11 protein-coding genes and 1 riboswitch are annotated in these 13,485 nt (G+C 69.6%); of the genes, 4 read left to right on the forward strand and 7 right to left on the reverse strand.

Annotation, left to right across the window (positions count from 1 at the left end):
* Nucleotides 1-86: 86 nt before the first annotated feature.
* On the reverse strand, nt 87-1,325 hold the full coding sequence (locus BKN51_RS00520; protein ID WP_369862499.1) for an HNH endonuclease signature motif containing protein: 1,239 nt from the start codon (nt 1,323-1,325) through the stop codon (nt 87-89).
* 268 nt (nt 1,326-1,593) lie between these two features.
* On the opposite strand from BKN51_RS00520, the gene BKN51_RS00525 reads away from it, so the two are divergent.
* On the forward strand, nt 1,594-2,682 hold the full coding sequence (locus BKN51_RS00525) for a dihydrofolate reductase family protein (protein ID WP_101605723.1): 1,089 nt from the start codon (nt 1,594-1,596) through the stop codon (nt 2,680-2,682).
* Between the two features lie 200 nt (nt 2,683-2,882).
* Here BKN51_RS00525 and cobN read toward each other — a convergent pair whose 3' ends face one another.
* The 5 genes from cobN to BKN51_RS00550 all read right to left on the reverse strand — a co-directional run bounded on the left by cobN (nt 2,883) and on the right by BKN51_RS00550 (nt 9,489).
* The gene (gene cobN, locus BKN51_RS00530; protein WP_101605724.1) at nt 2,883-6,464 is read right to left on the reverse strand and encodes a cobaltochelatase subunit CobN; all 3,582 of its coding nucleotides are present in this window, start codon (nt 6,462-6,464) and stop codon (nt 2,883-2,885) included.
* A gap of 53 nt (nt 6,465-6,517) precedes the next feature.
* Nucleotides 6,518-6,593, reverse strand: a riboswitch (cobalamin riboswitch).
* A 228-nt stretch (nt 6,594-6,821) separates the two neighbouring features.
* Nucleotides 6,822-7,487, reverse strand: a complete 666-nt coding sequence (locus BKN51_RS00535) for a Clp protease N-terminal domain-containing protein (RefSeq protein ID WP_101605725.1) — start codon at nt 7,485-7,487, stop codon at nt 6,822-6,824.
* The gene (locus tag BKN51_RS00540; protein ID WP_101605726.1) at nt 7,484-7,729 is read right to left on the reverse strand and encodes a helix-turn-helix transcriptional regulator; all 246 of its coding nucleotides are present in this window, start codon (nt 7,727-7,729) and stop codon (nt 7,484-7,486) included. The genes BKN51_RS00535 and BKN51_RS00540 overlap by 4 nt, the downstream gene beginning before the upstream one ends.
* Before the next feature lie 3 nt (nt 7,730-7,732).
* On the reverse strand, nt 7,733-8,584 hold the full coding sequence (locus BKN51_RS00545) for an ABC transporter permease (protein ID WP_101605727.1): 852 nt from the start codon (nt 8,582-8,584) through the stop codon (nt 7,733-7,735).
* The gene (locus tag BKN51_RS00550) at nt 8,581-9,489 is read right to left on the reverse strand and encodes an ABC transporter ATP-binding protein (RefSeq protein ID WP_101605728.1); all 909 of its coding nucleotides are present in this window, start codon (nt 9,487-9,489) and stop codon (nt 8,581-8,583) included. The genes BKN51_RS00545 and BKN51_RS00550 overlap by 4 nt, the downstream gene beginning before the upstream one ends.
* 98 nt (nt 9,490-9,587) lie before the next feature.
* On the opposite strand from BKN51_RS00550, the gene BKN51_RS00555 reads away from it, so the two are divergent.
* From BKN51_RS00555 to BKN51_RS00565, 3 genes are read left to right on the forward strand one after another with little or no spacing between them, the layout of a single operon-like run.
* Nucleotides 9,588-10,685, forward strand: a complete 1,098-nt coding sequence (locus tag BKN51_RS00555) for a precorrin-3B synthase (protein ID WP_101605729.1) — start codon at nt 9,588-9,590, stop codon at nt 10,683-10,685.
* On the forward strand, nt 10,682-11,305 hold the full coding sequence (locus BKN51_RS00560) for a precorrin-8X methylmutase (RefSeq protein WP_101605730.1): 624 nt from the start codon (nt 10,682-10,684) through the stop codon (nt 11,303-11,305). Before BKN51_RS00555 ends, BKN51_RS00560 begins: the two co-directional genes overlap by 4 nt.
* Entirely contained in the window at nt 11,302-12,807 is a 1,506-nt protein-coding gene (locus tag BKN51_RS00565; protein ID WP_101605731.1) for a precorrin-2 C(20)-methyltransferase, read from the forward strand. Before BKN51_RS00560 ends, BKN51_RS00565 begins: the two co-directional genes overlap by 4 nt.
* Here BKN51_RS00565 and BKN51_RS00570 read toward each other — a convergent pair.
* Nucleotides 12,798-13,427 (reverse strand): LuxR C-terminal-related transcriptional regulator, encoded by a 630-nt coding sequence (locus BKN51_RS00570; RefSeq protein WP_233224285.1) that lies wholly within the window; start codon nt 13,425-13,427, stop codon nt 12,798-12,800. The genes BKN51_RS00565 and BKN51_RS00570 overlap by 10 nt on opposite strands.
* Between the last annotated feature and the right edge of the window lie 58 nt (nt 13,428-13,485).

The raw sequence follows: 13,485 nt of genomic DNA on the forward strand, positions 1-13,485 counted from the left end.
TAGCCGGGCGGCGGTCCCGGTGCGACCGATTTAGCGGGAGCTGCCAGTCGGTGCCAGAGGCCGGTTGCCGTTTCGTGGCAACGGAGTCAGAACGATGGTTCCTCGGTGCGGGGTGTGTGCAGCGGCGGAGGCTTGCTGTCGTAGGCCTGGCCGGTTGGTGTGGTGATCGTCAGGGTTCCGTCCGGTGCCAGTCGGTAGATCCACCCTGGTTCGTCCTTGAGCCGATGGTCGCGGCGGCAGAAGTCGATGAGGTCGGCGGCGTCGGTGTTGCCCTGGAACTGCCACGGGATGGAGTGGTCGAGATCGCAGGCCTGGGCGGGCCGGTGGCACCCTGGTCTCCGGCATTCGCGGTCGCGGACCCGGACGAACTCGTCAAGACCGGCCGTCGGTCGATACCGGTCCCGGCCGAGATCTGCGACCTGGCCTGACAGCGGGTCGGTGATGATCCGCCGCAGCACCGTGTTGGGTCCGCTCGCGATGTGCCGCGCCAGCGACGCCGGGATGTGGCCGTGTCCGGCCATTTCCGTCGGGTCGTCGTTGAGGCCGAGGTAGGTGAAGAGGTCCATGTAAAGGAATACTTCGGCGCGTTCACTTTTCCCGCCGGTGCCGCCCAACAAGAGGTCGAGGGCGACGTCGGCGCGAAGCTGGTCCAGAGTGCTGGTCTCGTCGCCGGTCTTGAGCGCGCGGGCCTCCCGGTTGATCCGGTTGTAGGCGGCGGCGACCTTTTCCACTGGGCCGTCCTCGATCTCCAGCGAGGCCACGCCCGCCTCACCCTGACTTACCACGAGGCGGCGGCTTTCGCGGGCCTGCTCGCAGCGCTTGTCCGCGCCCTCACGATCGACAGTTGTCGCCGCGTGGTTCGCCGCTTTGCGGATCTGTTCGGCATTCTTACCGGGCAACCGGTCTTCCAGCAGGGCATCAGCGGCGAGCACGTGCTCGTCTGACAGCCACGCGGTGGCCGTGACGACTTTCATCGCGCCGAACCCGTCCACCTGACCCTTGTCCATCAAGCCAAGGGTGCGGGGCAGCCTGGTGGTCAACGCCTCGGCGGCGGCGACCAGCCCGGCCGCGTACTTGTCGCCCACCGACAGGGCGAACGCGACTTCCTGAGTGACGCTACGCGCGCCTTCGCGATGCCGGTTCAGCTGGGCCAGGGCACGGAAGCGGATCGCTTCCAGCCGGGCGATCCCCGCCGACGCCGCTTGCGCGAGGGCGACGGATTCGTTGTCTTCCAACGAATCCACGGCGGTATTGATGGCCTTCAGGTTGTCGGGGTCGGTGATTTCCTCAAGTAGCGCCACAGCGGTGGCTCGGTAAGTGTCCACCCGACGAACCTGCAATCCCTCACCGACAGTTCTGGATCTTGTGGCTGCCGCCGCCGTTGTCGAAATTCGGTAATGGCAGTCGTGGTAAGCGAAGTCTGGAATGTATGCGCCGGGTGACGTTCACCCGGTAGTGGTAAACAGTGCGTGGCCTGGATTTCTCGGGCGCTATCCCGGATTTCAAGCGTCTCGTCGCAGGGGGAGGCGATCAGGTCGATCGCGGCGAAGGTGGGGTGTCGGCTGAATCGACCGGCCGGGGCATACTGGCGGCGTGATTGAACGCCCCCACGTCCTGCTTTCCGCCGCGGTCTCGCTGGACGGTTACCTCGACGACGCGACCGACACCCGGCTGGTGCTGTCCAGCCAGGACGACTGGGCCAGAGTGGACGGCCTGCGCGCGGCGTCGGACGCGATCCTCGTCGGCGCGAACACGGTCCGCGCGGACAATCCCCGCTTGCTGGTCCGTTCGCCTGAGCTGGTCGCCGAGCGTGTCGCGGCCGGGCGTCCGGAACAGCCGGTCAAGGTCACGCTCACCCGGAGCGGCTCGCTCGATCCGGCGGCACAGTTCTTCACCGTCGGGGACGCGGAGAAGCTGGTCTACGCGCCGCCCGGTGTCGTCACGGGCGTGAAGGCGACCGTCGTCGAACTGGCGGGCCTGCGGGAAATGCTGGCCGACCTCCACGCGCGCGGCATCCGGCGGCTGATGATCGAAGGCGGCGGCGCGATCCACACCCAGTTCCTCACCGAGGGACTCGTCGACGAACTGCACCTGGCGATCGCGCCGTTCTTCGTCGGCGATCCGCGCGCGCCGCGGTTCACCGGCCCAGGCGCGTTTCCTCGCGGGCTCACGCTGGTCGACAGCACCCGGCTGGGCGAAATCGCCGTCCTGGAGTACCACGCGACGCCGGAACCGTCCGAAGTGGACATTCTGCGGCTGCGCGAGGCCATCGCGCTGGCCGAGAACTGCCCGCCGCGCACCTTCCGCGTCGGCGCGGTCATCACCGGCGCCGACGGCGAAGTGATCTCCACCGGTTACTCGGGCGACGGCGATCCGAACAACCACGCCGAAGAAGCCGCGCTCGCCAAACTCGAACCAGGAGACCCGAGACTGGCGGACGCGACCATGTACACGTCGCTGGAGCCGTGCAGCTCCCGGACGTCACATCCGCGGAGCTGCACCCAGCTCATCCTCGACGCCGGCATTCCCCGCGTCGTGTTCGCCTGGCGCGAGCCGTCGGTGTTCGTCGACTGCGTCGGCGCCGAAACGCTGGAAGCGGCCGGACGCCGGGTGATCGAGGTACCCGCCCTCGCCGCCGACGTCCGCCGCGCGAACACCCATATCCCGGGTGTCCGCCCCTGACCTACTTACAGGCGTCGCAGCAGCCGCAGCCCTGACCGGTGCACGCCGAGCAGCAACCGTGGCGAAGCACGACCTTCAACAGACGCTTGATCATCGCTGTCCTCCCGATCGTTGTCGTCCCACCGCCCTGTCACGCTAAGTTCTGCGCATACGACAGTGGTACCGCCGGGAGGGCCATGACGCTGCTCCAGCGGGTGACGTCAGGACTCGAGGTCCCCCTCCAGCGATAGGTAGACCTCGCGCAGCTGAGCCAAAAGATCGGCGTCCGGCTCCGCCCAGAGCCCCCGATCGGCGGCCTCGTTCAGCCGCTCGATGATGCCGCGCAACGCCCACGGGTTGGCCTGGCGCAGGAACTCCTGGTTGACCTCGTCGAGTACGTAGGACTCGGTGAGCTTTTCGTACATCCAGTCGCCGACCACGCCGGCGGTGGCGTCGAAACCGAAGAGGTAGTCGACCGTCGCCGCCAGCTCGAAAGCACCCTTGTAACCGTGCTTGCGCATCGCCGCCAGCCAGCGCGGGTTGACCACGCGGGCACGGAAGACACGGGCGGTCTCCTCGCCGAGGGTGCGGGTGCGGACCGCGTCCGGCGTGGTGCTGTCGCCGACGTAGGACGCGGGCGCGGTGCCGGTGAGCGCGCGGACCGTCGCGATCATCCCGCCGTGGTACTGGAAGTAGTCGTCGGAATCGGCGATGTCGTGCTCGCGGGTGTCGGTGTTCTTGGCCGCGACCACGATCCGCTTGTAGGAGTTCTCCATGTCCTCCCGCGCGGGCCTGCCGTCGAGGTCGCGGCCGTAGGCGAAGCCGCCCCAGACCGCGTAGACCTCGGCGAGATCCTTGTCGTCGCGCCAGTTCCCGGAATCCATCAGCGGCAGCAGGCCCGCGCCGTACGCGCCGGGCTTGGAACCGAAGATCCTGGTGGTGGCCCGGCGTTCGTCACCGTGCGCGGCCAGATCCGCGCGGGTGTGGGCGCGGACGAAGTTCTGCTCGTCCGGTTCGTCCAGATTCGCGACCAGGCGTACGGCGTCGTCCATCAGCGCGATCACGTGCGGGAAGGCGTCGCGGAAGAAGCCGCTGATCCGGACGGTGACGTCGATGCGCGGGCGGCCGAGTTCGGCGAGTGAGATGGCTTCGATTCCGGTGACGCGGCGCGACGCCTCATCCCAGACCGGCTGGACTCCCAGCAGGGCCAGGACTTCCGCGGCGTCGTCACCCGACGTGCGCATGGCCGACGTGCCCCACACCGAGAGGCCGACCGAACGCGGCCAGTCGCCCGTGTCCTCCTTGTAGCGGCGGAGAAGCGAGTCTGCGAGAGCCTGCCCGGTCTCCCAGGCGAGACGGCTCGGGATGGCCTTCGGGTCGACGGTGTAGAAGTTGCGGCCGGTCGGCAGCACGTTGATCAGGCCACGCAGGGGAGACCCGCTGGGGCCCGCCGGAATGTAGCCGCCGTCGAGCGCGTGGAGCACGGCGTCGATCTCGGCGCCGGTGCCCGCCAGGCGAGGCACGATCTCGGTGGCGGCGAAGGTCAGCACGCGGGCGACGTCCTGGTGTTCCGGGACGTCGGCGACGACTTCGGCGACGGCGGCGGGGGACCAGTCACGGGCCTCCATCGCCTCGACGAGCGACCGGGCCTTCTGCTCGATGGCGTCCACTTCGGACAGTGGTGCGTCGCTGTTCTCCTTGAGGCCCAAAGCGGAACGCAGTCCGGGAACCGCGCCCTGCTTGCCGCCCCACATCTGCTGGGCGCGCAGCATCGCCAGCACGAGGTTGATCCTGGCCTCGCCTTCCGGCGCGGCACCGAGGATGTGGAGGCCGTCGCGGATCTGGGCGTCCTTGACCTCGCACAGCCAGCCGTCGATGTGCAGCAGGAAGTCGTCGAACTCCGCGTCGTGCGGGCGTTCCTCGACACCGAGGTCGTGGTCGAGCTTCGCGGCCTGGATGAGCGTCCAGATCTGCGCGCGGACCGCGGGCAGCTTCGCCGGGTCCATCGCGGCGATGTTGGCGTGCTCGTCGAGAAGCTGTTCCAGGCGGGCCATGTCGCCGTAGCTCTCGGCGCGGGCCATCGGCGGGATCAGATGGTCGACGATCGTGGCGTGCGCGCGCCGTTTCGCCTGGGCGCCCTCGCCGGGGTCGTTGATCAGGAACGGGTAGATCAGCGGCAGGTTGCCGAGGACGGCGTCCGGCGCGCAGGAGTCCGAGAGACCGGCGGTCTTACCGGGAAGCCATTCGAGCGAACCGTGTTTGCCGAGGTGGACGACGGCGTGCGCGCCGAACTCCTCCTCCAGCCAGCGGTACGCGGCGAGATAGTGGTGGCTCGGCGGGAGGTCCGGATTGTGGTAGATCGCCACCGGGTTCTCGCCGAATCCGCGAGGCGGCTGGATCATCAGGATGACGTTGCCGGACTGCAGGGACGCGAGCACGATGTCGCCGTTGTCGACGTAGAGCTCGCCGGGAGCGGGACCCCAGTGCTCCTCCATCCCCTCGCGCAGTTCCACGGGCAGCGCGGCGAACCACTCGCGGTACTTGTCGGCCGGGACGCGGATCGGGTTGCCGGACAGCTGTTCTTCCGTCAGCCACTCAGGATCCTGGCCGCCCGCGGCGATGAGCGCGTGGATCAGCGCGTCACCGTCGGGCTGGTCGGTGCCGGTGGGCTCGACGCCGGGGAACGGGGCCTCGCCGAGGTCGTACCCCCGGTCGCGCATGCGGCGCAGCAACTCGATCGCGGACGCGGGCGTGTCGAGGCCGACGGCATTGCCGACGCGGGAGTGCTTCGTCGGGTACGCGGACAGCATCAGCGCGATCTTGCGCTCCTGGGGCGGCGTGTGGCGCAAGCGAGCGTGGGCGAGCGCGATCTTGGCGACCCGGGACGCGCGCTCGGCGTCCGGCACGTACTTGGGAAGGCCGTCGTCGTCGATCTCCTTGAACGAGAACGGGACGGTGATGAGGCGGCCGTCGAACTCGGGGACGGCCATCTGGTTGCCCGCGTCGAGCGGGGAGAGGCCGTCGTCGTTCGCGGACCAGGTCTCGCGGTCGCTGGTGAGGCAGAGGGCCTGGAGAATCGGGATGTCGAGCGCGGCCATCTCGGAGACGTCCCACGCCTCGTCGTCCCCGCCCGCCCCGACCTCGGAGGGCTTGGTGCCGCCGGCGGCCAGCACGGTGACCAGGAGCGCGTCGGCCTTGGCCAGCTCGGCCATCATCTCCGGCTCGCGGGTGCGCAGGGACGCGCAGTGGATCGGGAGCGCGCGGCCCCCGGCGTCCTCGATGGCGTCGGAGAGGGCGTGGACGAACTCGGTGTTCCCGGACAGGTGATGCGCGCGGTAGTAGAGGATCGCGATGACCGGGCCGTCTGTTCGCTTCGGTGTGCGCTGGAGGACGCCCCACAGCGGCTGCACCTTGGGCGGCTCGAAACCGTCGCCGGTGAGCAGGAGCGTGTCGCTGAGGAAGCGGTGCAGCTGAGTGAGGTTCTCCGGCCCGCCCTGCGCGAGGTACGCGTGAGCCTCGGCCGCCGTACCGGCCGGGACCGTCGAGAGCTTCATGAGCTGCGCGTCCGGCGTCTGCTCGCCGCCGAGGACGACCACGTGCGCGCCACTCGCGCGGACCGTGTCGAGCCCCTCCTGCCAGCTCCGCTCGGATCCGAGGATCCGGACGACGACGATCTGGGCGCCGTCGAGCAGAGCGGGCAACTCGGCCAGGTCGAGCCGGGCGGGGTTGGCCAGCCGGTAGTCGGCCTCGCCGGCGCGGGCGCTGAGCAGGTCGGTGTCCGATGTGGACAGAAGCAGGATCACGGCAGTCCTCACTCGGGGTGTCCGCGCCCCGGGTCGTGCGGTCGCGACGGCCGGAGTTCCTGGCTTCCCCTCTCGTGGCTGGGAGGGGTGACAGTGGCGGGACCGCCCCGGACTCTCACCGGGTTCCTCCCTCTGCCGACGCGTGGGTTCCCGCTCACTCTCCGGTGCGGTCCGGCGGGAGTCAAGGTGATGTGTCCGGCAGGTGGTGGGCGGGGGCGGGTGCTGGGTCGGCCAGGGGCGAGTGGGGAGGATTCAGGACGTTGAACGTCCGGAATCTTTCACCACCATGGGGTGATTTCAGCAGATAGCCACCGCTACCCGGCGCGACACCGAACCTCGGTCACCGTATTTAGCCGACTAATTGCGAAGGTCCTGAAGTCTCGCGACCTGCTCCCGCAGTGAAACGACCGCCTCCGCGAGATCCACCGGATCGACCGTCCCGGCCCACTCCCGGATAAGCCGGGACCGCAGGCGGACGACCTCCTTCTCCGCGTCGCGCACGATCGCCGCCTGGGTGTACTCCTGCGCGTCGACGGCCGCTTCCTTGCGTCGCCGGTGCTCGACGATCTGGTCGCTGAGCAGGTCGATCTCGGGCGGCGGATCGGCAGGGCCACGAGCAGGGGAAGCAGGAGTACCCCAGACGGCGTCCTTGTCGAGCAGCGGAGCCCAGATCCGGGCGTAGGACTCGCGAACCTGCTCTTCCGTCACGCCGTGTTCGCCCAGCACGCGAGTCACTCCGCCGCCGGCCGACGACAACGCGGCGAGCATCTCGAGGAAGCCGTCGTGCCGCAGCACTTCGCGGACTTCGGCGGTGACCGCGAAACCCGACTCGGTGCCCGCGGCGACGTCGGAAGCGGGCGCTTTCTCCAGTTGCCACACGAGGACATCGCGAGAAATCCCCAAGGCGCCGGGAAGTGCATACCCGACGCCATCGTCCAAAATGGCGAGCAGGAGTTCCTCCCCGCCGACCCGGTCCCGTCCCAGCCGGACTGCGTGCGCGTGCGCCCGCTCCACCAGGTTCACGCCGAACGTTCCGAAGAGGAGTCACCGATCCGCGGGAAGGGGGCGGTGGAGAAGATGATCTCCACCGCCACCTCGAAGAATGCCGCGATCCGCAGTGCGAGGTAGAGGCTCGGGCTGTACTCGCCGCGTTCGAGATAGCCGATGGTCTGGTAGTGCACGCCCAGCGCATCGGCGAGCTCGCGGCGGGAGATGCCCCGTTCCGCCCGTAGCATCGCGATCCGGTTGTAAACGACCTCGCTCATGAACTAGCCAATTCGCTGCATCGCCTTTTCCCGTCGTGCCGCCACCGAGGACCCGGACTCACGCCGCGCCATGCGCCGCAGGACGACCGGGGCCAGTGCCAATCCGATCACGGTCCACGCGGTCAGTACGCCGAGGGTCTCCCATGGCCGCCAAGACTGCCCGATCTCGATCATCACCGTCGAGTCCGGCAGCAGCGCCGAGCGCATGCCGAGGCCGAGCCAGTACATCGGGAACACCTGTCCGATGTACTGCAGCCATTCCGGCAGTGCGGTGATCGGGTAGAAGATCCCCGAGATCGCGCCGATCCCCAGGGTGGGCAGCATGATCAGGCCGATGCTGCGCGCGTTCGTGGTCAGTGAGCCGAAGATCGCGCCGATCGGCATGGTGGCGAGCAGGCCGAGCACCAGCACCCACAGCAGGCCCAGCCACGACGCCCACCCGCCGGGCGCGATGCCGTCGAACAGGATCAGGCTGGGGATCAGCACCAGCAGGATCCCGATGACCGTGCTGAAGGACACCGTGACGACCTTGCCGACGAGGTAGCCGATCATGCCGTTCGGCGTCGCCTTGGCGCGCAGGAGCGTGCCGTCCTCGCGTTCGACGGCGAGGATGCCCGCCATCCCGAGCATGCCGCTGAACACGATCGACGCGCCCAGCACGCTCGGCACGGTGGCGGCGCCGAGCGAGAACTCCATGCCCGGCAGTTTCGCGTCGCGCATGAAGAACATGACGACGACGAAGATCGCCGGGAAGAGGAAGGTGTTGAACAGGTCTTCGCCGTTGGTCATCATCTGGCGGGCTTCGAGCCAGCCTCGCCGGATGCCCAGCCGCACGCTGTGCTGAACCGGGTTCATCGCGCATCCACCTCCGTGAGCGGGGATTCCGCCTGGCGGACCAGGGTCATGTAGGTGTCCTCGAGCGACGCCCGCCGGACCTCGAGGTCGCCGATGGCGTCCCCGTGCTGCTTGAACAGTTCGTGCACGTACTTCGTCGATTCCGTCGTCGAGTGCACGAACCGCTGGCCGTCCAGCGTCCAGCGCACCTCGGCCTCGCCGGCGATCTGCCTGCTCAGCGCGTCGGCGGAACCGTCGGCGACGATCCGGCCGTGGTTCAGGATCAGGATCCGGTCGGCCAGCTTCTCGGCCTCGTCGAGGTCGTGCGTGGTCAGCAGGATCGTCGTGTCGTCGTCATCGGTCAGCCGGTGCACGAGTTCGTGGAACTCGCGCCGCGCCTCCGGGTCCAGCCCGGCGGTCGGCTCGTCGAGGAACAGCAGTTCCGGACGGCCGACGATGCCGATCGCGACGTCCAGCCTGCGCCGCTGCCCGCCCGAGAGCATCCGGACCTTCTTGTCCGCGTGCGCGGTCAGCCCGACCGCGGCGACCAGTTCGTCCGGATCCCACGGCCGCTTGATGCGGTCGGTGGAATACGGCGCGTAGTAGCCGCCGAGGTGCTCCAGCAGTTCCCGCACCCGCCACTTCGCGTGGTCACGCCAGGCCTGGAGGACGACCCCCAGCCGCGCCCTCCAGTTCTCGTCCGCGTGCGCCGGGTCGACGCCCAGCACGCTGACCTCGCCTTCCGAGCGCATCCGGAAGCCTTCGAGGATCTCGATCGTCGTGGTCTTGCCCGCCCCGTTGGGCCCCAGCAGGCAGATCACCTCGCCACGGTGCGCGGTGAAGTCGACGCCGTGGAGGACGTCGTTCGTTCCGTAGCGCATCCGGAGATCTTTGACGGAGATCATCACGTCTTGTGGATCTCTCATTGGTCACCCCCATCTCAGTGCTGCGACTGAATGTAGCACACCTACTACATATGATCTGAGAGGTACTCTCGCTCCAGGTCGCCATCTACAGTGAGCGCATGTCCACGAGCACGCGTGTCCGAGCCGACGCGTGCCCCGGTGTTTTCGCCACGCACGACGCGGCGGACGGTCCGCTCGCCCGGATCCGGCTGCCCGGCGGGGCCATCACGAAAGACCAGCTCGGGGCCCTCGCGGACGCCGCCGACGACCTCGGGGACGGCGCTCTCCACCTGACCTCTCGCGGCAACATCCAGCTCCGCGGCGTCACCCGTCCCGGTCTCGCGGCCAGGCTTTCCGCGGCCGGACTCCTGCCTTCGCCGCCGCACGAACGCGTCCGCAACATCCTCGCCTCGCCCCTGAGCGACGTCGCCCAACGTCTCGCCCCGGCGCTCGACAGGGCCCTGTGCGCCGTTCCCGAGCTAGCCGAACTTCCCGGACGTTTCCTCTTCGCCCTCGACGGCGGCCGCGGCGACGTCGCGGGGGAGGGCGCCGACGTCTGCTGGCGTGACGGCGCGCTGCTGCTCGACGGCGCCGACACAGGCCTGCGCGTCACCGCGGAGCACGCTGTCGAGACGCTGATCTCGGTCGCGCGCGCTTTCCTTCGCATCAGGGGAACCGCCTGGCGGATCGGCGAACTTCCCGGCACGGGACCACTTCTTCGGGACATCCCGGGCGAAAAGGAAGAACCGCGGGTCTTCGACACGAACCCGGGCCTGCCCATCGGGCGCATCGGTGACGCCTTCGGGGTCGCGCCGGTCTTCGGCCGCCTGACCACTGGACAGGCGCGCGCGATCGCGAAGGCAGGCAATGCGGTGGTGACGCCGTGGCGCTCGATCCTGGTCCTCGGCACGCTGGACGACGACGCCGGTCTGATCACCGATCCGGACGCGCCGTCGCTCGGGATCAGCGCCTGTATCGGCCGTCCGGGCTGCGCGAAGTCGCTCGCCGACGTCCGGGCCGACGCGGCACGGGTCGGCCGGACCCCGATGGCCCATTTCGCCGGATGTGAACGGCGGTGCGGAAAACCCGCGCGCGAGCACGTCGACGTGCTCGCGACGGAGGACGGTTACCTGGTCGACGGGGCGTTCGTCCCGGTCGGCGAGCTGGCCGGGACGTTGGCGCGGAAGGGCAGTGCCGAAGTGAAGGGACAGCAGTGATCGACTACCTCCGGGACGGTGCCGAGATCTACCGGCATTCGTTCGCCACCATCCGCGAGGAGGCGGATCTCGCGATCCTGCCCGACGACGTCGCGGTGCTGGCCGTGCGGATGATCCACGCCTGCGGGATGGTCGACCTGGTCGACGACCTCCGCTACAGCCTGGACGTGGTGGAATCCGGCCGGGCCGCGCTCGAGGCGGGCGCGCCGATCCTCTGCGACGCCAACATGATCGCGTCCGGGGTGACCCGCAAGCGTTTGCCTTCCGCCAACGAGGTGCTGTGCACGCTGTCCGACCCGAAGGTGCCGGGGCTGGCCGAGCGGATGGGCACCACCCGTTCCGCGGCCGCGCTGGAGCTGTGGCGCGACAAGCTGCCCGGTTCCGTGGTGGCGATCGGCAACGCGCCCACCGCGTTGTTCCGCCTGCTGGAACTGCTCGACGAAGGGGTCGGTGCCCCGGCGGCGATCATCGGGGTCCCGGTCGGGTTCGTCGGCGCCGCCGAGTCCAAAGTGGAGCTCGCCGAGCGGGCGCCCGCGCCGTACCTGGTGGTGCACGGACGCCGTGGCGGCAGCGCGATGGCCGTCGCCGCGATCAACGCGATGGCGAGTGAGGTCGAATGAGCGGGCCCGGGAAACTCTGGGGTGTCGGGCTCGGGCCCGGTGACCCCGAACTGATGACGGTGAAGGCCGCGCGGCTCATCGGCGAGGCCGACGTCATCGCCTATCACAGCGCCCGGCACGGCCGGAGCATCGCGCGTTCGGTCGCCGAGCCGTACCTGCGCGACGGCCAGCTCGAAGAGAAGCTGGTCTACCCGGTCACCACCGAGACCACCGACCATCCCGGCGGCTACGAAGGCGCCATCGCCGATTTCTACGAGCTCAGCGCGAAAAGGCTCGCCGAACACCTCGACGCCGGACGTGACGTCGTCGTGCTCTGCGAAGGCGACCCGTTCTTCTACGGCTCCTACATGTACATGCACGAACGGCTCGCCGACCGCTACGAGGCGACCGTCGTGCCCGGCGTGACGTCGGTCAGCGCGGCGTCGTCGGTGCTCGGCCGCCCGCTGGTGCAGCGCGACGAGGTCCTCACCATCCTGCCCGGGACCCTGCCCGCGCCGGAACTGGCGCGCCGCCTCGCCGACACGCAGGCCGCCGCGGTGCTCAAACTCGGCCGTACGTTCGGCAACGTCCGCGAGGCGCTGGCCGAGGCCGGGAAGCTGGACGACGCCTTCTACATCGAACGCGCGACCTGGCAGGCGCAGCGCGTCGAGCCGTTCGCCGACGTCGACCCGGAGTCGGTGCCGTACTTCTCGCTGGCGCTGCTGCCCAGCCCGGCCTACGCGTCCCGGCTCGCCGACGAACCGGAGAGCCCGCGAAAGACCGAAACGCACACCGGTGGCGAGGTCGTGGTCGTCGGTCTCGGCCCGGCGGGCCCCGGCTGGCTGACCCCCGAAGCGACCGAGGAACTGGCCGCGGCGGAGCACGTCGTCGGCTACGGCCCGTATGTCGCGCGGGTACCGCAGCGCGCGGGCCAGCAGCGGCACGCGTCGGGCAACCGCGTCGAGGCCGAACGTGCCGTCGAAGCGCTGGAACTGGCCGCGAACGGCGCCAAGGTCGCGGTGGTGTCCTCGGGTGATCCCGGCGTGTTCGCGATGGCGTCGGCGGTGCTGGAGCAGCTCGCCGCCGGGCACGGCACGGGGACGCGGGTGCGGATCGTGCCGGGGGTGACCGCCGCGCAGGCGGCCGCGTCCCGGGTCGGCGCTCCGCTGGGCCACGACTACTGCGTGCTTTCGCTGTCCGATCGGCTCAAGCCGTGGGAGATCATCGAACGGCGGCTCGACGCGGCGGGCGCGGCGGATCTCGTGCTCGCGCTGTACAACCCGGCCTCCCGCACCAGGACCACACAGCTCGCGCAGGCCCGCGACGTCCTGCTCCGGCACCGCGCGCCGGAGACGCCGGTCGTCGTCGCCCGTGACGTCGGCGGTCCCGAGGAGGACGTCCGCGTGGTCACCCTCGGCACGCTCGATCCGGCGGAGGTGGACATGCGCTGCCTGCTGATCGTGGGTTCGTCGAAGACCCGTGCCGAGAACGGGATCGTCTGGACGCCCCGCGGTTACGAGTGACGCCCGAGCCCGGCGTTGCGCGCCTGGCCGAGCAGCACCTCGCGATCGACGGTGCCGGCCTTCGCGTGAATCGACGAGACCACGTTGCGCACGGTCTTGGGGGCGAGCCCCAGTTGCCGTGCCACCTGCGTGATCGTCAACCCGCCCGCCAGGAGGTCCAGCACTTCGTGCTCGCGTGAGGTCAGCCGCGGGAACATCCGGACCGGCTCGGAGGCGGCCAGCAGGCCGTAGAGCCGGTCCGCCGCGCGTTCGCCGAACACGACCGCGCCCGCCGCGACCCCGCGGATGAACCGGACCAGGTCCGCGTGGCCTGCGGTCCGCGACAGGACGCCGCGGGCACCCGCGAGCATCGCGGCGACGCCGAGTTCGCCGTCGCCGGGCGGGGTCAGCGCGAGCACGGCGGTTTCCGGCACGCGCGACGCCAGCTCGCGGGTCACGGCGAGTCCGTCGAGTGCGGGCGGGTGAACGGACAGGACGAGGACGTCCGGGCGCAGCACGGTGGCGTGCCAGACCGCTTCGCGTTCGTCGGGGGTATAGGCGACCACTTCCAGTTCCGAGGACTCGGGCGGCTCGGGGACACCCGCGAAGACCACGCTCACCACTTGGGTTCGAATCGGCACGCCATCGGTTGTAGCGCAGAACTTTTGTACAGTGTCCGGCCGTTTTGGGTGAACAATG

The organism is Amycolatopsis sp. BJA-103 (assembly GCF_002849735.1).
Lineage (GTDB): Bacteria > Actinomycetota > Actinomycetes > Mycobacteriales > Pseudonocardiaceae > Amycolatopsis.